We start from the raw sequence: 22,584 nt of genomic DNA, 5'->3' as shown, positions 1-22,584 counted from the left end.
AATGCACGGTTAATAGGCTTCGATCAGATGACCACTAAAATGAATCGTCGCAGGCTTTCTCCGAGATCGGAGAAAGTCCCGCGAAGCGGGGATAGAGGCTGATTCCAAAAGTTAAATCTGACACAAAAATAGGACCCAAGGAACCGCTTTTGTAGTTTCCTTGGGTCCTATTGTGTTTATCTCTATCAGCGGGCAGTATCAAAAGGCTCTGCCAATAGTAAGGGTATAATCAATCCCCTTCTTCATGCCTACCCAGCCTCTGAGTTTGACGTCGGCGTTCCAGGGATTGTCTTTGTGACTTTGGCTGGACCAGCCCAGTTCCAGGAAGCCCGCGTCGCCTTTGCCGTCTTTTTCAGGAAGATTGAAGTTGTTGTATGTGGCTCGGGCTGTACCGTCGAATTCGTGATCCCAGCCCAGTCCCACGTAGTAGGTTTGGTTTTCTTGGTAATGCTTCGTCCAGCGGAAGCCGATGCGGCTGCGGACGGAGTCAGCACTGTCGAATTGGTATTGGGCTTTGCCGAGGTCGCTGTAGATGTCTACGTTGTCGCTAAAGAGGTGGGACCAGAAGAGTTTCGTGTAGATATCGTAGTCGTTATCCTTATGGGTATAGAGTTTGCCCAGACCTAGTTGGGCTGCGATGTAGTTCGTGTCCGTGTCGTAGCTGATGTGGTGCCCGGCGATGTCGGCGTGGTAGTCCGTGTTGAGCTGGCCGGCGCGGAGGACGGCTTCGTAGTGCAGGCCGTCAGTGCGGTCGCGGCGGACGAGGAAACCGGCGCCGATGTACTGCTGGTTACCATCACCGCGGGCGCCCTGATAGCGTTCGGTGTAGTTGCCGTTGCCGTATTCGAGGAATGGCATGTAGGTGTCGATGTAGTCGTCGTGATAGGACCGTTTGACGAAGCCCAGTTCGCTGTTGAAGCCTTGCGTGTTGGTGGTCGAGTCCGTGTCGTAGCGGAGGTCATTGCCGCCTAAGAGGACGTACGGTGTGTATTTCTTCCAGACCTCGTGGTCGTCCCAGCCGGCGTGGCTGCCCATATCTGCGTTCCACGCAGATATGGCTGTTTCGTAGCCACTGGTAGAAGCTGTGTCTGTGACATCCGTGACGGTGCTGATGGCGCGGTTACGTTGGGACGTCATGAGCTTGGTCGCCGGGATGACGGTGCCCTTACTATCTTCCGGAATATAGAGCACGATGGTTTCCGGATCTTGCTTTTTGATGAGCACGTCGTAGCGGACCAGGCCCGGTGTGACGACGTAGTTGCGGTCCGGCATCATACTGTACGTCGTGCCACTAGTCGTGTCGATAGTATTGGCATCGTGAATGAGGTTGATATGCTGGCCCGGACGCAAGCCGACGCTGTTTTCGACGCCGGCGTTAATAGCGGCGCCGTGGACGTCAGCTGTTTGCGTGACCTCCAGGACCGTGTCATTGGCCTGGGTTTCGCCCGGTACGTAGAAATTGAGGGTCTGGAAATAGCCCAGGTTTTCAACGGTGTTGTTGGTCGTGTACATGTTGAGCGTGTTGTTCGTGCTCTTCGTGATATCCGCTGGTGTATAGCCGCCATAGAGGCTCATCATGGAGCCTAAGGTGCCGCCGTAGACGTTGACCGTGTTGCTGTCGGCTGCGCCGTCTTTCGTGTAGGCTGCGGCGATGAGGTTGCCGTTAGCAATAGAGTTGCCGTCTTCATCTACGGCGTCTGTCGTGCCGATGGTGCCGCCGCTGATAGTTAACGTATTGCCAGAAGCATCCCCAGAAGGTGTGGTGCCGGCTACGACAGTTTCTTCCACCGTACCACCGTTGATGGTGACCGTGTTCTTGTTGGCATTTCCTTCATTGGCAACGAATCCACCGTAAACCTTTGTCGCCGTAATATCCTCACCCATGGTGACGCTGTTGCGCAGGGCTTCGCCGGATGGTGTGTAGCCACCGTAGATTTCACCTACGTCGACGGAGCCACCAGTGATGGTGACGGTGTTATCATCGGCCGCACCTGAAACATCACCGAATATGTCACCACCAGCCAGGGCCGGCAGATTCGTGATGGTCGCATCTGTTACAGTCAGCGTATTATGGCTGGCTTCGGTATCAGTTCCATAACCTATAATTGTTCCAGCTGCCAAATTCAAACCATAGTAATACCCCTGCGCCAATTTGGCATAGTCGTTATAGCTGATGTCGCCGCCTGTAATGGTCAGTGTATTATAGTTGCTTTTTTGAAATGACACAGCAGTGGTTATCTGCCCCATCACATTGTTAACGGTCGTATTGGAAAGGGTCATCGTATTATTTGAAACAATGGGATTTGCATATCCATTACCAGGTTCCGTTGTGTCGAAATTCCCTACTATTGCATGGGGATTTGAAATGACAGCATCTTTGATGGTGAGCGTATTATCACTGTTTAGTTTTGAGGAGATTGTGCCCAAAAAGTCCCAGCCTTCGTCGTCAGTGCCGCTCATGGAGCCGCCCGTAATGGTAATATCGTTGCCCGTAGTTTCCCCACCTGTAGCCTCGCTGCCATAAAACGCAGTAAGACCTGTTACAGTGGCATTGGTCATAGTAACCGTGTTATCATTGGCCCCGGTGAGCCCTGTGGCTCCGCCCATAAGCATTTGATTACCGGAAATAGCGGAGTTTTCAACATTCAAAGTGTTGCCATTGGCATAGGATACCTTGGCTAAATCATCTGTTATCGCCCCGCCGGCACTGGCTGCACCATCTGAGTTGGGAAATTCCCAAGGGCCACGCTTCGGATTATTCGTGGAGCCTGCATAGAGGAAGCGAACGTTTTCCACCTCGCTCTGGTTCGTAATGGAAAGAGTATTGTTTGATGCGGTACCGCCCCGGGCCACGCCGCCATAAACGCCGTATTGGCCTGCCATAGTATCCGAATATTCAAGCTCGCCAACAGCCCCGACATCTACCGTCGTATTGCTGATGGTGATCGTGTTGTTATCGGCACCATTGACACCAAAACCACCTGCGATAGAATTTTCTCCATAGACTAGCTTCTGCTGGTCGCCGATATGCCGGTAAAAATTGCCCAAGGTGACGTCGGAATCTTCGATGGTTACCCTATTGTTGTTGGCCTGTCCTTCTGCTAAGCCGCCTAAGATGCTGGTAATGTTTGAACCTACGGTGCTGTCGGAAATATGCACTTCATTCTGCTCAGCCAGGCCACCGTAGTATTCTTCGTCGGTCATGGATTTTCCCAAGGTAACGTACAGTTTAAACGTATTGGCAGCACCACCAACGATGATACCTTCTGCTGCAGGTGCCAATTTGCCTATAGTATCTTCCGGCTTTAGTTCAGAAGAAATCGTACCCACATTACTGTTATAGACATACACTTTATTGCTCATCGCATCGCTAAGTCCTGATTCGCCGCCGTTGATGGTTGACGTGACTTCCGGCTTTACCGAAGAGCCCGGTACGCCAATGGTCACAGTGTTGTCAGTGGCTTTGCCCTTCATCGTAAAGGCAGCAAAAATATGATTGGCCGTGCCGCTAGGCATGGTGACCGTATTGCCGGATACGTCCTCATCATATATCGCAGCACCGACTACCTGGGTATTATCGCCTGTGACGACTGTATCGGTTGCCTGGACGGTCAATGGCTGCAGACCTAGGCCGCAGACGCTGGCTAAAATCAAACCTGTTACTAGATTTCTACTGTATTTCATACGTATTCCTCCCCGTGAAAAGAAAGACTATATCCACGCTGCCGCAAGGAAAGCAACGCTTTCCAGCCCCCACGGCATGAGACAGATTGGATTATCTGTTTTCATTATACTATAATTTATATTTATTTGAAATGTTACACTTCTTTTTGTTTTTACACATTACAAAAAAGCAATCTCTTTCTGTCCATCACGTAATGTGATGACAAAAAGAGATTGCTTTAGCCTTTTTCCGAGTGCCTGCGCGCACATCGCTTTCCCCGCATTGCGAGGAGAGTGCCGGCCGCGCAGCGTCCGGCGAGAGAGGCGCAATGCCCCGTGCGGGCATTGCGGCCTTACTTCTCCATGATGGAGAAACTCAAGCATGGAGCCAATTAGTAGTAATAGAGTTGATGCGATACCGGCCCCTAGAGGTTGAATACACAGAAATGAACCCCTTCATACCCAGTCGCTCCGCGACTGGCCCAGCTCCCCCATAGGTGGCGCCTTTTTTAGAACGCCCGACTAACGGTCGCACTGTACGTCACGCCGCGTTGTGTTCCAGCCCAGCCTGTAAAACGGATATCGGCACCCCATGGATTGTCCCGCGTGATCTTGCTCTGCCAGCCTAATTCTAAAAGGGCGCTGGAGCCTTTAGTACTCGGGCTGGGCGTATCAAAGGTGCGGTAGCGGGCTTTGGCATCGCCGCCGAATTCGTAGTTCCACGCCAAGCCGGCGTAGTACGATGTCGTTTTATCTGTGTTTTCTGTCCAGCGGAAGCCCAGACGTGTACGGTACGAGTCGATAGTGTCGAAGTCGTACTGTGCCGTGCCAATATCGCTGTAGAGTTGGACACTGTCGCTAGCCAAATGGTTCCAGAAGAATTTTCCATAAAAGTCATACGACGAGGTTTTTCCAGCCGGAATCCTTTTGCCTAAGCCGGCCATGGCACCGACGTAAGCAGCACTGCTGTCGTAGTTGGCTCTATACCCTTCAATGATTCCCTTGAAATCACCGTTCAGGCGGCCCGCCCGAAGCATTCCTTCGTAGTGGAGGCCGTCAGCCTGGTCTCTACGGACAAGCAGGCCAGCACCTACGTAGCGCTGATCACCATCACCGCGTGCGCCGTCATCGAGGTGGCTCGTGTAGTTGCCGTTGCCATATTCGACGAAGGGCATGATCGTATCTGTATGGTTGCGTCCGTAGTTCTGGCGGACGAAGCCTATATCTGTATTGATGCCATTCGTATCGACGTAGGAGCCCGTGTCGGCGCGCAGGTTGTAACCACCCATGGCAACGAAAGGCGCAAAGGCACCTTTCAAGCCGTGTTCTTCCTGATAAGCGGCAACAGCACCGGCAAACCCATCTGTCGCAGCAAAATCTGCCCCATTAAACAAGGTACTTACAGCAGCTGCCCGGCTTTCGGCTATGAGTTTCGTATCAGGCGAAAGGGTACCGATGGTGGCATCAACTGGCGTAATGACCAAGGCCGTCGTGCCTTGTTTTTCGATAACTGCCGGACGAGTAACAAAGCCTGCATCAATGGTTTCAGCCGAATCAGCGGCCATATTGTACGTAATACCGTCCATGGCAATACCATTTTCATCACGCAAAAGGGTAATGAATTCGCCCGGATTAAGGGGTGTCCGAGCCAGTAATTTAGCTGTAACAGCAGCATTGGTAATGGTCGCTGTATCTGTTACAGTAAGGAGCGTATCGCCAGCGCGGCTTCCCTTGGGTATGAAGAAATTCAGGTTTTGGAAGTAATCCAAATTGCTTACGCTGTTATTCAGATTAGAAACATTCAAGGTATTTTCCGTACTGGTAGTGCCTAAGCCGCCGTAGAGGCTGTACGTAGTCTTGAGGGCGTCGCCTTGGAGGTTGACTGTGTTGTCCGAGGCGTCGCCTGTACCGGCGTAGCCACCGGCGATGTAGTTGACAAATTTCGTAATGTCCGTGGTCTCTTTCGTCTCAGCGTTTTCACTAGAGCCAAAGGTGCCGCCGGAAATAGTGACCGTGTTGCCCGTAGCATCTCCTTTGTTGGCATAGCCGCCGGCTACGTATCCCTGGGCGCTATTCGTGCCAATGGTGACACCGGAAAGGTTCAACGTATTGTTGTTGGCATTTCCGCTCTTATCTGCCAAACCGCCGGCCACATAGGCCTGGTTGCCCGTGCCAATAATGCCGCCAAAAACGGTGAGCGTATTGTTATTGGCATTTCCTTTTCCAGCATAACCGCCGGCTACATAGGCCTTGTTGCCCGTGCCAATGGTGCCGCCAGAAATGGTGAGCGTATTATCCGTAGCATCCCCTGCGCCAGCATAACCGCCGGCCACATAGGCTTTCGTACCATTTTCTATGCCTATAGAGCTATTCAAAACAGTCAGGGAATTTCCTGTAGCCTTGCCAGCTTTTCCCGAATAGCCGCCGGCTGTATACGAATCGATACCGTTTAAGGTACCAATGCTGACGCCGCTAAGGATTGCTGTATTATCCGTAGCATCCCCGCTCGCTGTATAGCCACCGGCTACAAAGGGCTTGCTGCCTTGTACCGTGCCAATGGTACCGCCTGAGACTTGGAGCGTATTGCTGCCAGCTGTCCCCTTGGCCGTATAACCGCCGGCTACATAGGAGTAATTGCCTTCGATGGCGCCGCCGGTTATGGACAGGGAATTGGACTCGGCATCGCCGTCAACAGTGACCATGCCGCCGGCTACGTAGTTATCGTCGGCTTTAGTGGTGCCGATGGTATTGTTCGTGAGGGTTGCTGTATTGCCCGTGGCTTTGACGGGGACGAGGTCACCTGGAATCCACCCGTCGTTGTCATCATAGACAAGTGATTGACCTGCGGCAATGCCGCCGGCGATGTAGTTCTTGGAACCGGGTACAGATTCACTAGCAGCTCCAATGGTATTTCCCGATGCATTGAGAGTATTGTTCGTGCTGTCCTTAATGCCCGTCCAGGGGCCAACATATTCTCCGTTTAAACCACCGGCCAAGATGATGGTAAGGTCACTGTCTTCATTCTCCCCACCTGTTGTTTGAATAAGATTATTCGTTATATTCGCTGTATTGTTTGCGACGCTTCCCTTAGAAGGCTGATAATCATAGTCATTCCAACCATCGCCACCGGATAAGACAATATACGCATTGTCATATACAGAGGAATACGCATACACATTACTATCTGAAAGGGTCAGGCTATTATGTTCTGTGTTAAAATAATCCGAATGGCCACCACCGATTTCTACTTGATGATATTCGTAATTAGCCCCAATAGTACTTTGCTGGATGGTAGTGGTATTATCCCTGACGGTAACGTTGTCGCCTTCGCCCCCATCCGCATAGCCGCCATAGACCTGGACCGTTGAGGCGTAATTATCTGCATCCATAGTGCCGTTGGTCATGAGCACGCTGTTGTTGGCTACGGTGCCCGTGCCGGTGTACTCACCTACTTTGTTCAAATACGCGCCATATAGGTTTTTTCCGACAATACCTTTGTTAACAGTAACGCTGTTGTATTCTAAGTCGGCGTCGGTGGTACCGGCTATGGCATAATACCCGCCGGCGACAACGTGACCATAGCCGCAGCTTAAAATATCCACATGGTTATTGGTTACCGACCCCATTTGCAGCGTATCAGTATTACCAGTATCTAAATACGTTATAAACGCGCCGCCATAGACGTTGTTGGCCATACCAGTTCCAGAGATTTCTACTTTGTTATCATGCACATCGCCAAACGTTGTAGTATTTCCAGCAGTGGGAAGATTTGCCTCAATGAGACCACCATAGACGGTGCCGCCGTTGCCTACACCTGCTGATATATTATATCCCCCGCCGCTAATGGTGACGGAGTTGTTCATTACATCGCCGGTCGAGGTAAACGTAAGGCCTTGTGCATAATCAGAAAAGTAACCATCCATAGATTGCGGTAAACCACTATTGCTGAAAATATCTACCGTACCTTGAGCGCCGCCGTAAACGGTACCACCAAACTTGCCGCCATTGATGTTTACGACGTTATCAGAGACGGTACCCGTATAGGAATAGCCGCCGTAAAGGTTTTGTACGGCATGGTCACTATACGTACCGCCAAATTCCGTAACGCCGTTCAAGGTGACAATATTCTTTGTGGCATTCCCGGTAACAGTAAAACCACCTATCATGTCGCCTTGTACTCCCACCAAATAGTTAACTTTCTGGGCATCGGGCAGGTTCACGGTAACCTTGTTCTGATCTACCGTTTTGGTCATAGCCAAGCCACCTGCCAACCACTTGGAGATTAGTGGGCTGTCTCCTTCTGTTGTATCATTCAGGGTCAGGGTATTGCCTGTCACGGTTCCTGTCGTGCCCGCCGATACGGTCTCAGCGGTTGTCGGATCCGTAATAGCCGTAGTAGTCTGGCTCAGCGTATCCTGGGAAATGGTGGAACCTGCCACAGCACCGCCGACGGCGCTGTTCGTGATAGTCAGTGTATTATCACTGGCTGTGACCACCCCTTCTTTTTCTTCATTACCTACATAGATTGCTGCTGTACTCGTTTGCTCATCTACTTTCACTTCCGCCTGAACCGACATGACGATGGGTCCCAGACTGGTGAGGCCGGCTAATACTAGTATAGTTAGCAACTTCCTTCGATTTTTCATGACAATTTCTCCTTCCACTTAGTTCAGTAGAATGCGCCCCCAAATACGCCTACAAAAAACATCTCATTACTTTATATTATATATTGTTTTTGCATATATTAAAACGTATTCAGTATAACGATTATTAAGGAATTAATAAGAAAAAAGCCAGACCGCTCTCTTTGATGAGAACGACCTGGCTAATTTGGTATTGCTGATGATTTAGTTGCACTGTCACTACTTCATGATTGAAGCGTGCTTTCCCCGCATTGCGGGGAGAGTGCCGGACGCGCAGCATCCGGCGAGAGAGGCGCAATGCCCCTGTACGGGCATTGCGGCCTTACTTCTCCATGCTTGAGAAACCCAAGCATGGAGCCAACTAGTAGTAATAATGTTGATGTGATGAATCGAAGCCTGGATAGAGGTTGAATACACAGAAATGAACCCCTTCAGACCCAGTCGCTCCGCGGCTGGTCCAGCTCCCCCATAGGTGGCGCCTTTTTAAAACGCCCGGCTAATAGTGGCACTGTACGTCGCACCGCGCTGTACACCTGTCCAGCCTGTGAGTTTAATATCAGCACCCCATGGGTGATCCTTGGTAATCTTGCTCTGCCAACCAATTTCTAAGAGTGCACTAGAGCCTTTGACACCGGCTGTTGGCGTTTCAAAGGTGCTATAGCGGGCCTTAGCATTGTCGCCGAATTCGTAGTTCCAAGCCAGGCCTGCGTAGACGGAGCTGGTGGCGTCTAGGTCTTTGGTCCAGCGTACGCCGAGTCTGGTGCGGTAGGAGTTGATGCTGTCCAGGTCGTATTGGGAGGTGCCCAGGTCACTGTGCATTTGGACGGTGTCGCTGGCGAGGTGGGTCCAGAATACTTTGCCGTAGAAGTCGTAGGCATTTCTATCCTTCTTGATGACTTTACCTGCTCCGGCCATGGCGCTGATGTAGGTGGCGCTGCTGTCGTAGCTGGTCATGTGGTTACGGATGAGGCCGTGGAAGTCGCCACTGATGTTGCCGGCGTGGAGCATGGCTTCGTAGTGGAAGCCGCTGGCGAGGTCGCGGCGGGCTAAGAGACCGGCGCCGACGTAGTGTTGGTCGCCGTCGCCTCTGGCTCCGTCATCGAGGTGGCTCGTGTAATTTCCATTGCCGTATTCCAAGAAGGGCATGAGGGTGTCCGTGTAGCCTTTTTGGTAGGTTCGGCTTACGAAGCCGAGGTTGGCGTTGAAGCCATACGTGTCGATGTAGGAGCCTGTGTCGGCGCGGAGGTCGTGGCCGCCTACGACGAGGTAGGGCGTAAATTTTTCTTTGGCTTCGGCATTGTCGTTCCAGGCCATGAGGGCGCCGTCGTAGGCGCTGGTGGCGGCGAAGTCCGAGGCGGTGTGGATGTTGTTGATGGCTGCTGCCCGGTCTTCGGCGAAGAGTTTCGTGTCCGGGTTGATGGTCGGCACGTCGTCTTCAGGGATGTCGAGGACGATGGTGTTGTCGTCGAGGCGGCGGATTTCTACTTTATTTTGGATAAAGCCGCTGTTCATGACGATGTCCTTATCGGGCATCATGCTCAGGGAGGCTATTTTTGTGAGGTCGCTCGTGGTGGCTACGCTCATGAGGCTCATGGTAGTGGCTTCGGTTTGGGAGGCCGATTCTTTCACGATGAGGTTGATGTGCTGGCCTTTTTCCAGTTTTACCGAGTCTTCTACGGCAGCCTGCACGGCGGCACCGTCTACGTTGGTGGTGCCAGTGACGGTGAGCATGGTGTCATCGGCGACCGCATCAGCGGGCACGTAGAAGTTCATGGTCTGGAAGTTGCCCAGGTTGGTAACGGTATTGCCTTTGGTATACAGGTTCAGCGTGTTGCCCGTGCTTTCGACGGAGCTGACGCCACCGTAGAGGCTGGCGCTGCTGGCCAGGGTGCCGCCGTAGATGTTGACGGTGTTGTTGTCAGCTGAACCAGAATCGGACTGGCCGCCGGTGATGGTACCGGTGATGGTGCCGCCATAGATGTTGACGATGTTATTAGAGGTATTGCCGCTGTTGTACGTAGTAGTCGTCGTTGTGGTGGTCGTGTCTTCTTCCAAAGCAGCCACGGTCATGACTGCTGCGACTGCAACGGTTTCGGAACCGCTGTCGGAATCCTCTTCCGTTTCCGTTACGTCCGCTGCGTAGCCGCCCCAGACATTGCCGATGGTTCCGCCCGTGATCGTCACCGTATTTCCTGTGGCTGTGATAACGGCAGCGGGGCTGGTCAGCAGTGAAGCATATGGGCTGCTTCCCATGCTGGCAGTATCCACTCCCAGGGCAGCGGCATCTTCTTCACTCAGGGTGCCTGCTGCGCCGCCATAGACGGAGGCTGCACTGCCGCCCGTAACGTTCACCGTATTGTCCGACGCTGTTCCTGTCAGGGTATAGCCGCCTAAGAGAACCTCGGCCTTGCTGTCAGAAAGGAGGACGCTGTTTTCCGAAACCGTTCCCGTTTCAGAAAGACCGCCGGCTGCCAGGGCTGCCGTAGAGTCAGCACTGAGAGAGACCGTATTCTGGCTGGTTGTCCCCTGCGTGGTAAAACCGCCGATAACTGCACCTGCTGCGGTGCTTCCCGCAAGGGTCACGGTATTTTTGCTGGCTGTTTCATAGGCCGAAACAGTAAGAGCTGAGAAATCAAAGCCTGAATTCCCTGAGCTAACGTCTTCTATTTGGACAGCAGCGCTGCCGCCCATTACATCCCCGGAAACGGTGCTGTCTGTCAGGTTTACCGTATTGCCGCTGGCTGTGGCAGAAACAGTCAGCTTGCCCGACGGAGCTACTGCAGCCCCGGTCTCTTCTTCAGTGCCTGTCAATTCCGGCCTGATCATCAGGTATTCAAAAGCACCGCCGCCTTCGACCATTTCTGCTGTGCTGCGCTGTAGGGCAACTGTATTTTGATTGGATATAGCGGCAGCTTCATAAGCAAGATTCGTCGTATCGGAAGACAGGTAATTCCTTCCATCATTTATTACATAGCCGCCAGCCACATCGGTGGTTGGTCCCTCCGAGCCGCTGGAGACTGAGTTCGTCACTACGGAATCTGTCAGTGTCACCTTGTTGCCGCTGGCACTCGTGGAGACAGTTCCGTCTGCCAGGGTTGCAGGCGTTGAGCTCATGGACCATGTGAGTACGCTGCCGCCAATGACGCCTGGCATGCTTAAAGAGCGTATCATCTGACTATTGATTGTCACATGATCGAGGGCTACGGTATTGTTGTCTGCATTGCCATTATTGGTAGTTCCGCCATTTACACCTTCCCCAACCAGTTCCAGATTCGTCGTGACCATATCATTTCCTGTGAGAGCCGCTCCGGTAATGGAGACCTGGTTGCCGCTAGCATCGCCATAGTCCGTAAAGCCGCCATACACGCTGCCATAATAGCCCAGCTGCGTTGTATTGGAATAGGTAATAGATACCTCATTGCCATTGGTATTGTAAGGAACAGTGGCTGTACCGCCGTCAGCATAACCGCCGTAGACATAGGGTGAGAAAACATATCCGGTTATATCCGCATCAATTTCATTCCCTGCAGGTTCTTCAATGAGTACCTGGTTGTAGCTGGCGCCGCCTGTGGTATCCGCCGTGCTGGTGGACGCGGTTTGGCTGGTCTCCGCAAGGCTTTCCGTCGCATAGGTGATATAGGAATTGTTGCTGGAAGAAACTCCGGCATAGCCGCCATACACGTTTGAACTTGTTTGCGTACCTTTCAGGATGACGCTGTTATGGTTGGCGTTATTGATATAGATCGCATCGACTGCAGAAGAGGTGGCAGCGTAGGAAGTAAGGACTATTTCACTTTCATTGTATATAGGGGGAATAGGGGGGAGCGGAATTGTGCTGTTAGAAACGCTTCCCGCCAGGCCGCCATAGAGAGCCCCGGAAACGGTGCTGTTGGTCATTTTCACTTTGTTGCCGCTGGCCGTCAGGGAAATAGTAGGCGAAGCATCTTCCAGAGAATACAGGTCAGAGTTGGAAACGCCGGCATAGCCGCCATAGACAGAGTTCCCGATTGTGCTGTCTGCAATCGTTACCGTATTGTCATTGGCGCTGATGGACATGGCGGAGGTTCCTGTACTGGTATCCGTAGTATCTTCTGTCGCGACAGCCAAAAGACTGGTCAAATAGGTAGTGCCGCCGGAATTACTGGAAGCGCTTCCTGCCAGGCCGCCGAAGACGATACCCTCGACCTGGCTGCCCGTAATCGTTACAATGTTGCTGCTGGCACTGGTGGATATGGAATCTGCTTCTGTGCTGGCATCCGTTTCCGTGCTTTCCTCTGCAGAGACAGCCAGAACGCTCATAAGCACAGCCGCAGCAGCGTTATTGCCGCCTGAAGAGGCATTCCCTGCACGGCCGCCGTAGACGATGCCAGCGGAAGCGATCGTATCCAGTGTGACCGTATTGCCATCGGCATTGCCGGACTCGGTTTCCCCGCCGGTAATATCGCCGCTCACAGAGGTCAGGTACGTTGTTTCATCATCTTGCGTAACCTTTGTCCCCGTGATTTTCACCATATTGTCATTGGCATCGCCGTACTCAGTATAACCGCCCGTAACAGTAGAGACGCCATACTCCGCCTCCGCAGTATTGGAAATCTCCACGGTATTGCTGCTGGCACTAAGGGCCGGTGCACTACTAAAGCCCGACACATAGCCGCCATAGACTCTGGTACCGGAAGCGGATGTATTCGTTAACGTGACCGTATTATGATTGGTCCCGGCAACAGCAGAAGCCTCAGCAGAAGTATCGCCATAGTATTGCATATAGCCGCCGTAGATATCCGAACTCTGGGCAGTACTATTTGACAGCGTTACTGTGTTGCCGGAAGCGCTGGCACTAAGAGCCGGCGTACTCGTCGAAGCAGCCGCATCAGTCGATTCTTCATTCGATTCCGCATAGTATTCCGTATAGCCGCCATAAATGCTGCTCTCGTCAGCCGTACTATTTGTCAGCGTTACCGTATTGCCGGAAGCGCTGGCAGAGGCGCTTCCTGTGGACACGAGGCCGCCGTAGATATCACCTTCATAGGCAACACTGTTTGTCAATGAAACGGTGTTTCCCGAAGCATTGACGTCGGCAGTCGTGTCAGACTCAACGAGGCCGCCGTAGATATCACCACCGGTATAGACCTGGGTCAGGGAAACCGTATTGGCACTGGCATTGCCGTAAGCTGCATTCCCGCCGTAAATAGTTCCTTCTACATCGATGGAAGGCAGCGTATTCGTGGAATCGCCTGCAGTCCTCTCAATCCCATTTCCTGTAAGAGTGACCTCATTGTTGTCTGCACTGCCCGACTGACTATTGCCGCCATAAATATTACCGGATACGGTGAGTGCATCATCCGTGGTTTTAGCGGTGGATGTCAGGGATACCACGTTGCCATTGGTATTTCCTGTGGAGCGCCCGCCGGTGATGTCTGCATAAGATGCTTCCTTGGAAGAGGAAATCGTGACCTTGTTGTTCGATGCGCTGTAAGCACTGACATCGTCGCTGGACGCTGTCAATACCCCCGACTCGCCGCCCGTAACGGACAGTTTTTCCGTACTGCTTGTGATATCCGTCAACGTCACCACATTATTGTCTGCAGCAGACGCTCCGCTCACCCCGCCTGTAATATCCAAGCTGTTGCCGTCAGGCACACTCAGGGAAGCCCCTGACAGCGTGACCTGGTTGCCCGAGGCAGCGCCATTCAAAGACGCACCGCTTACAATACCCGCAAAGCTGCTGGTAAAAGTGACAGCTGCTCCATCCGTTACGGAAAGCGTATTGTTCGATGCGTCTCCGCTCTCTGTCGTATACGTGCCGACCAAGATACCGGACGTGCGGGTTACATCGCCTGCGCTGACCGTCTCCCCTGCCAAAGTGACGGCTGTCCTCTCTCCGCTAATAGAAACGATATTGCCGCTGGTGGAATCGGTGTACGTATTTCCATACAGACTGGTATACGAAGTATCCGTCAGCGTCTGCTGCGTGCCGTCAGTAGCTCTTACCGTAACCCCAGCCGCCGTCTCCGCAGTCGTTTCTGCTTGAACTGTCTGGACATTGATGGCCAGACCGAAAAGGCTGGCCAGAACCAGGGCAGTCAAGGTGCTGTACTGTTTTTTCATTTCTCTCTTTCTCTCCTTTTGCTCATACCAGGCACATAGCACACGCTAAGCCTTATGACTCCCCCAATGTGTGCCTGTACCTTCCTTCAACACTAATGTAAAAATTCACCTTCTGTATTTTGGTCGCACAAAAAGGCAATCTCTTACAATTACTTGTACGCGCACAAAGGGATTGCCCAATAGACCTGTGGATCTACTACCTGCATGTACCCGTTACATTCCCATATTTCCATGCGCAGAAATTAGTAGACTTTTCTGCTCTATTATAAGGTAAACATAGCAAAAAGAAAAGTATATTCATTATGCAAATTAATCAATAAAGGTATGATTTCTATTAGTATGCGTTATCGTTAACCAGCTAACAATCCGCATTATATCGTATAATTTTATTATATTTAGTTATACATCGGAATCAAAGCTGTATGTTTATAACGAAAAGAAATCCTCTATATACATCCAAGACAGGAAATATACAGAGGATTTCAATCTGATATTCTAATTATAATAGCTTTCCCCGCATCGCGGGGAGAGTGCCGGCTGCGCAGCATCCGGCAAGAGAGGCGCAATGCCCCTGTGCACACATTTCGGTTAATTCGTCCTCAAAAAGGACGAATTAAGGGGACAGGTGGCCGCGTAAGCGGGCGGGAGAAGCGTATCGTGCCTGTGTGCACGATACGGCCTAACTACTACTAGATTGAAGCAATTCAATCTAGTAGCCAACTAGTAGTAATAATGTTGATGTGATAAAGCAAAGCCGGGATAGAGGTTGAATACACAGAAATGAACCCCTACAGACCCAGCTCCCCCATAGGTGGCGCCTTTTTAAAACGCCCGGCTTACTGTCGCACTATACGTTACGCCCCGTTGTACGCCAGCCCAGCCGGTAACGCGTACGTCGGCGCCCCAGTCATGGTCTTTATCGATCTTGCTTTGCCAACCCAGTTCCAGTAAGCCACTCGAACCCTTGACGCCGGCTGTAGGCGTTTCGAAGGTGCCATAGCAGACCTGCGCATCGCCTCCGAATTCATAATTCCAGGCCAGGCCTGCGTAGTACGAGGTCGTCGGACTTACGTCTTTCGTCCAGCGGAAGCCAAGTCTGGTGCGGTACGAGTTGATGGAATCGAAGTTGTACTGGGACGTTCCCAGGTCAGAGTGCATTTGGACGCTGTCGCTGCCTAGGTGGGTCCAGAATACTTTGCCGTAGTAGTCGACAGAACTCGTGTTTTTCTTGATGATCTTCCCTGCTCCGACCATGGCGCTGATGTACGGGGCGCTCGTGTCGTAGCTGGCGAAGTGTTTGCCGATTTGGCCGTGGAAGTCGCCGTTGGTGCGGCCGGCGTGGATGAGGGCTTCGTAGTGGATGCCGCTGGTGAGGTCGCGACGGGCTAAGAGGCCGGCGCCGATGTAGCGTTGGTTGCCGTCGCCGCGGGCTCCGTCATCGAGGTGGCTCGTGTAATTGCCATTACCGTATTCTAAGAAGGGCATGAGCGTGTCTGTGTAGCCTTTTTGGTAGGTCCGTTTGACGAAGCCCAGGTTGGCGTTGAGGCCATAGGTGTCGACGTACGAGCCTGTGTCTGCACGCAGGTCGTGACCACCGACGACGAGGTAGGGCGTGAAGTCTCCTTTGACAGCCGTGTCGAAGTTCCAGGCTGTGAGGGCTCCGTCGTAGGCGTTGGTGGCGGCGAAGTCGCTGCTGTTGTTGACGAGGTTCAGGGTTGATGTTCTGTCTTCGGAGAAGAGCTTCGTGTCCTGGTTAAGGGTCGGTGTCGTGTTCTTGGGTATACCGATGACTACCGTGTTATCGTCTTGTTTCCAAATGGAGACCTTACGCTGTACGAAGCCTGCATCGGTAACGAAGTCTTGGCCGTCCATCATAGCGTAGGTGGCGCCAGTATCCTGTAGGGCGCTCGTGCCGGAAATGAGATCGACGACTTGGCCTTCATTGAGTTTCATGGCGTCTTCTACACCAGCCTGGACCGTAGCATTTGCCAGGTTTGCTGTACCGGTAACGGTGAGGACCTTGTCACCAACAACGGTGTCTACCGGGACGTAGAAGTTATAATTTTGGAAGTAATCCAGATTGGCGACGCTATTTCCTTTGGAGTAGACGTTGAGCGTGTTGCCTGTGCTTTCTTTTGTGCTGACGCCGCCGTAGAGGTTCAGGTTTTCCCCTACTAGGGCTGCGTAGAGATTGACGATATTGTCGCTGGCTGCGCCGGACTGGGATTCGCCGCCCGTAAGGCTATCGGTGACTGTACCGCCGTAGTAGTTGACGACGTTGCTATTGGCGTCACCGCCCGTATATGAGATGGGTGTCACCGTAGGCAGCTCGGACGTTCCTTGATCTCCCGTGTCCTGTAGCAGGCTGGCATCCAGGGTATCAGCTGCAGTAACAGTTGTAGTCTGGGTAGGAGCCGTTGTCGCGAGTGTCAAATCCTGTGCGTAGCCGCCCCAGACGGAGCCTACGGTACCGCCATAGAGGTTTACCGTATTCTTAGATACGGAAAGGGAAGGGTTAGCAGGCATTTCTGAGCTGGAAGCATTGCTAGTAGACATAACCGGCAGGGCTGCCGTACCATCCTGTACCGCTTGGTTCCCTGCGGCACCACCGTATACACGGGTGGCATTACCGCTGTTGATATTTACTGTGTTTTCAGCAGCACGCTCCAGCAGCGCTGCGCCGCCATAGACACTGTCAGCCGTGCTGCTCGATAGGGTCACCTGGTTCCCTTGGGCCGTACCGGCTATAGAAAGCCCGCCTATGGCAGTTGTCGTTTGGGACCCTTGGTCCAAGATAACCTGGTTCCCCTCTGCCGTTCCCAAGACGCCTACGCCGCCCAGGACGCCGCCGTACAATTCCCCCTCCTCGTCTCCACCTACGGTGGTGCCGGACAGGTATACCTGGTTATGGGCAATCGTTTCCTGCGCGTCTGTAGTCAGGTTCAACGTATTAGTATCCACGCTCTCAGCAGCAACCTGGGCCTGGGCATAGCCGCCTACGACGCTGTCAACGGTACTGTTTGTAAGCAATACCTTGTTATCGCTGGCGCTGGCCTTGGCGGTCACGCTGGCCTTCAGCACGTCACTACCCGTGTAGGTCGTAGTATCGACAAACACGACTGTGCTGGCTACGCCGCCCAGTACTGTTGACGCCTCTGCATTAGTCAGCGCTACCTGGTTGCCGTTGGCTTCCAGGGAAAGGGTATAGGCTGCATCGGCAGGGGTAGCGTTCGTAAGCTGCGCCGTGAATTCCAGGCTACTGGAATTCTGAGAGACTGCACTGCCGCCAGTAACAAACATGGCAGTACCATCACTAATTAAAACCTGGTTGCTGTTGGCCGCTCCCGTATCTGCTGTAGTTTCTTCCAGCGTCACCGTAGCAGAAAGGGGATTTACGGGCCGCACGACCAGACCGCCATAGACACTCGTTACATAGGATGCGCTGCCGCTGATCTGCACCACATTGCTGCTGGCACTGATGGAGCCGCTGCCCGTGGCTTCCCCGCCTACGACGCCGGAGCCTAGCAGCTTGGAACTGTCAGCTGTAGAAGCCGAGCCCGTTATATACGCAGTGCTCAATCCTAGTAGAACGCCGGTATTTACTAAGGTTACGGTGTTCTGATCGGCCTTGCCGTAGGCAGCATGGCCGCCGTATACGGAACCTACAAGTAAATTAAATGGCGGGCCGCTGAGTGTGCCGCCTTCCTCACTTTCTGTCTGAGGCAGCACCTTTCCTGCCAGGGAAACGTAGTTGCCGCTGGCATCGCCGTAAGTTGTATAGCCGCCAATAGCAGCGCCCGTATACAATGCAGACGCATCGGAAGACGCTGTTGTATTGTCGATGCTGACGTAGTTGTCATTGGTACTCAGGGGAGACGTTTCCGTACCCCCATTGGCAAAGCCGCCAAAGACATACTTTGTAGTGCTAGGTAATCCTGACGCACTGACAGTTGAGGCATCAGCGGATTTTACAATATGCACCCGGTTATTATTGGCCCCCAAGGCCGTAGCCGGGGCAGCTTGGGAAGAGCCATCGGCCACAGCCAGGCTGGCCTGTAAAAGGCTGTTTGTGTCGACCATGTTACTGGGCAGATTAACCGTAGGCGAACTGGTCGTGCCCAAATTGATATAGCCGCCATAGATACTGCCAGCTACGGCCGTTTCCGTGAGCGTGACCTGGTTATTATTGGCACTGAGCGTAGCAGGTATACTCGCAGCCGTACTGTCGCTGCTATTTTCCAACAGGTCAGCCAGGTTTACCGTTACCGTTTCACTGGGCGTTTCCACTGCCAGCAGGCTGGTAGTCAGTGAGTCAGCATTGGCTAACGTATAGGCAGCAGAACTGCTGCTTCCTCCAGAGGAGCTGGCAACGCCTACGAAGCCGCCATAGACATTGCTCTTGACGGTGCTTTTTTCAATAGCTACGGAGTTGCCGTCCGCCGAGAGCGCCAGTTCCGTAGGAACGATGGTGATCCCGGAGCTGGAACTTCCATAGTTGGCAGCACCGCCGTACACAGAAGTGTTCACCGTTAGGTTCGTTACTTCCACGCGATTGCCATCAGCCTCCTCGCTTAGGGTAAAGCTGGGCACAGCAGGCTCACTGGCACTGCTGTCCGAAGAACTCAGGTTCACGTCCAGCATATCGTATGATGCCGTATTCGCAGCGGCCAGCAGGGTATATTGAGTGTTGATGACTTGGGATCCTCCCGAAGAGACCCCTCCTATAGCACCGCCGTATACGCTGCTAATGGTGCCATTGGTCAGGGTCACCTGGTTGTCATTGGCCGTGCCACTTAAAGCCAGGGAAGCAGAGGCCGCTGTCACTGACGATTCCGATTCAGATTCGTCAGACGGCTGAACCAATTGTGGCTGGGGAATCACCTGACCGCCGTATACAGAAACCGTTGTAAGATCCGTTGCAGTTACCCGATTACTGTTGGCCTCAGCCTTCGTCCCCATAGACCTGCCGCCAATGACGCTATTTGTTACCGTACTACTTGTAAGTGTGACCTCGTTGCTGTTGGCACTGCCGGAGTTGGTTTGGCCGCCAGCAACAAAATAGTCGTAGTCACCTTCTTCAACGTAAATATTGTTGTAGCCATAGTTATAGCTCTCCTTATCATCAACAGTAACTTTAACTTCGGGAATATACACCCCAGTAAGTTGGACCGTGTTGCCGCTGGCCTCGCCTGCATCCGTATAGCCGCCCACTACAGAGCCAAGGTACACATCATCCTTACGGCCATCCGTTATGGTTACCGTATTGCCATTAGCAGAAAGAGGCGTATCCTGCGTGCTGCCGGTTACGTAGCCGCCATAGATGGAACCATATTCGCTGCTATTATCTTCGCTGCTCTCAATTTCCTTTACATCCGTATTGGTAATGGTAACGGTATTGTTGTTGGCCCCCGTTGCAGCAGTGCCGGAGCTAGTAGCCGCAGCATTCAAGTAGCCTGCGGCAGTAAACATGCCCAGCGAAGTAGTATCGTTCGTCATGCTGGTAACGGACAAGGCGTTGTAACTGGTCTGCTTGGTGTAGTCAGTGCCATACAGCGGATCCGGAATATCGTCCCCAGGTTGAAGTGTTTTTTCGGTTGTTACCTTTGTCGTGTCTGCCGGATCAATTTTACCCACTGTAATCCCGGCCGTCGTTTCTGCCAGGGCCGGTGGTCCGCTGATAGACATACTAAATAGACTGGCCAAAACCAGCATGGTTAATGTACTGTACTGTTTTTTCATAACAATTTCTCCTTCCCTACACAAAAAGGCCCAAAACACACGCTAAGTCTGACGACTCCCCCAAGGTGTGTCTGCACCTCATAGTTTCACTAGTGATTTTTGGGGCCACTGTCGGCAATCTCTGTCAACGAGGCTCGCTACGCACAAAAAAAGATGGCGACATGACCTATCATCTACAGGCTGTACATTTTGTGAGCATCTGATGTTCGTTTGTACAGGATATGGTAGATATATCTATTTCTATTATAAGGGAAATATAACGTAAAGAAAAGGAAATAGATTATGCAAATTAATCAATAACGAGATTTGATAATCAGGTAAAGTTATCATTTGAAGGCTAATTACGTGTATATAGCCTTTAGTTTTATTGTGATATGCTATTTAAAAGGTACGTTTTTTTGCATTTTATATTACATATGGTTATTAAAATAAATACATTTTAGCGAACCATTACGAGTAGACAAAAATTTATTATATATATATTATTGCTTATGCTAGACACGTGTAGATGTTATTATTGCGTAAAAGTATCAAAAAAATGCACCGGCAGGACCATCATGGTCCTGCCGGTGCAGATTATGATATGCCTTGCTTTCCCTGGAGGGAAAGTCCCGGCAAAGCCGGGGATAGAGGCGAAACGTACAGTCGATAAAAGTTGTGCATCAACTGGAGAGGTGGCCCGCGTTAGCGGGTCAGAGAGTGCGGAGCCCTTTCCCTTTGGCGTAACGCCCCTGTGTGGGCGTTACGGTTCTGACGCTCATCTCAGGATTGATGAGCGTCGGAAGGGGAATAAGGTGGCCTGCGTTAGCAGGTCGGATACGGTTCATCTCAGTAATTATTTGACATGTAACCAGAGTGAATATTGCAAATGTTTCGTTTAAATTGTATTATAAATTATAAAGGTTAACTGGTAAGGGGATTTTTACTATGGACATTGATAAAATTAAATCATACTGTCATGCAGGTAGATTACAATGGACGAATCATTGTTTGCAAAGGCTGATTAAAAGAAATATAGCAAGACACTCAGTGAAGGAAGCGTTACTAAATGGAAAGATAATCGAGGATTACCCCTCAGATTATCCATATCCTAGTTGTTTAGTATTGGGAATAGCAGTGAACAAAGATATACTCCACGTAGTCTGTGGTATTGGTGATGACCGTTTATGGATTATTACAGCATATCGGCCAACTTCTGAAAAATGGGATTGCACTTTTTCTTGTAGAAAGGAGCAAAAAAAATGAATACATGTTTTTTATGTAAAGGCGATTTGGAAAACAAGCTGACAACGTTTATGGTGGATTTAGATCATTGCATTGTGATTGTTCGCAATGTGCCTTCTTTGGTTTGTACGCAGTGCGGGGAGGTTTCGTATTCTGACGAAGTGGCTGAGCAGTTGGAGCGGATTGTCGATGGTGTACGCGGTTCGATGACTGAAGTGGCTATCGTCAATTATTATTCGGCTGCGTAGATTGAAAAAAACGCCCTATTTGCGGGACTGTTCTGGGTGAACAGTCTTTGCAGATAGGGCGTTTTTGCTTTGAGGAGGGTCGGAGCCCCTTGCTTTCTCCGGGGCGCAGTACGCAATACCCCCGTGCGGTCGTTGCGGTTCTAGTGCTTCTCCCAGATAAGAGAAGCACTAGAAATCTGTGCACACCGCGGTTCCAGGAAAGGTTAATTGAGATATAGTTCCAAAATGAACCCTAACCCTTAATCCCTTCCCCGAAGGGGAAGGGAGTTGGATATCCCTTTCACGCTGGGGAAGGGAACCGCTTAGAACGCTCTGCTTACGGTTGCGCTGTAGGTAAAGCCGCGTTGGGTGCCTGTCCAGCCAGTTACATGGAGGTCGGCGCCCCAGTCGTGGTCTTTATCGATCTTGCTTTGCCAGCCGATTTCCAAGAGAGCGCTGTGGCCTTTTACTCCTGCTGTGGGTGTTTCATAGGTGCCGAAGCGGACTTGTGCGTCGCCGCCGAATTCGTAGTTCCAGGCCAGACCTGCGTAGTACGAGGTAATCGGGCTCACGTCTTTTGTCCAACGGAAGCCAAGTCTGGTGCGGTACGAGTTGATGCTGTCGAAGTCGTACTGGGCAGCACCGCGGTCAGATTGCATCTGGACGGAGTCGCTCCCCAGGTGGGTCCAGAATACCTTGCCGTAGTAGTCGACAGAGGTCGTGTTTTTCTTGACAATCTTCCCTGCTCCGACCATGGCGCTGATGTACGGAGCACTCGTGTCGTAGCTGGCGAGGTGGCCGGCGATTTGGCCGTGGAAGTCACCGTTGGTGCGGCCGGCGTGGATGAGGGCTTCGTAGTGGATGCCGCTGGCGAGGTCGCGGCGGGCTAAGAGGCCGGCGCCGATGTAGCGTTGGTTGCCGTCACCGCGGGCTCCGTCATCGAGGTGGCTCGTGTAATTGCCATTACCGTATTCTAAGAAGGG

General features: G+C 52.0%; 7 protein-coding genes. 2 read left to right on the top strand and 5 right to left on the bottom strand.

The window, feature by feature from the left end; translation table 11 throughout:
- Positions 1-198: 198 nt before the first annotated feature.
- The 4 genes from PGX44_RS11110 to PGX44_RS11095 form a co-directional block, all read right to left on the bottom strand.
- On the bottom strand, positions 199-3,684 hold the full coding sequence (locus PGX44_RS11110) for a hypothetical protein (protein ID WP_498855429.1): 3,486 nt from the start codon (positions 3,682-3,684) through the stop codon (positions 199-201).
- Between the two features lie 488 nt (positions 3,685-4,172).
- Positions 4,173-8,309, bottom strand: a complete 4,137-nt coding sequence (locus PGX44_RS11105) for a hypothetical protein (RefSeq protein ID WP_498855428.1) — start codon at positions 8,307-8,309, stop codon at positions 4,173-4,175.
- Positions 8,310-8,789: 480 nt separating this feature from the next.
- Positions 8,790-14,411 (bottom strand): hypothetical protein, encoded by a 5,622-nt coding sequence (locus PGX44_RS11100; protein ID WP_498855427.1) that lies wholly within the window; start codon positions 14,409-14,411, stop codon positions 8,790-8,792.
- 822 nt (positions 14,412-15,233) lie between these two features.
- Positions 15,234-20,150, bottom strand: a complete 4,917-nt coding sequence (locus tag PGX44_RS11095) for a hypothetical protein (RefSeq protein ID WP_498855426.1) — start codon at positions 20,148-20,150, stop codon at positions 15,234-15,236.
- 927 nt (positions 20,151-21,077) lie between these two features.
- Here PGX44_RS11095 and PGX44_RS11090 point away from each other — a divergent pair.
- A complete protein-coding gene (locus tag PGX44_RS11090; protein WP_498855425.1) occupies positions 21,078-21,395 on the top strand; it encodes a DUF4258 domain-containing protein in 318 nt (105 codons plus the stop codon).
- Positions 21,392-21,622 carry a type II toxin-antitoxin system MqsA family antitoxin gene (locus PGX44_RS11085; RefSeq protein ID WP_498855424.1) on the top strand — a complete coding sequence of 77 codons (231 nt, stop codon included), beginning with the start codon at positions 21,392-21,394 and terminating at the stop codon, positions 21,620-21,622. Before PGX44_RS11090 ends, PGX44_RS11085 begins: the two co-directional genes overlap by 4 nt.
- Before the next feature lie 302 nt (positions 21,623-21,924).
- On the opposite strand, the gene PGX44_RS11080 is transcribed toward PGX44_RS11085, so the two are convergent.
- Positions 21,925-22,584: autotransporter outer membrane beta-barrel domain-containing protein (locus tag PGX44_RS11080; RefSeq protein WP_498855423.1), on the bottom strand; the 660-nt coding region annotated here is incomplete at its 5' end.

The organism is Caecibacter sp. AF58-12pH5A (genome assembly GCF_027681725.1).
Taxonomy (GTDB): Bacteria; Bacillota; Negativicutes; order Veillonellales; family Megasphaeraceae; genus Megasphaera; species Megasphaera hominis.
Note: the sequence above shows the minus strand (reverse complement) of the source record. Positions and strands in the feature narration are given on the sequence as shown.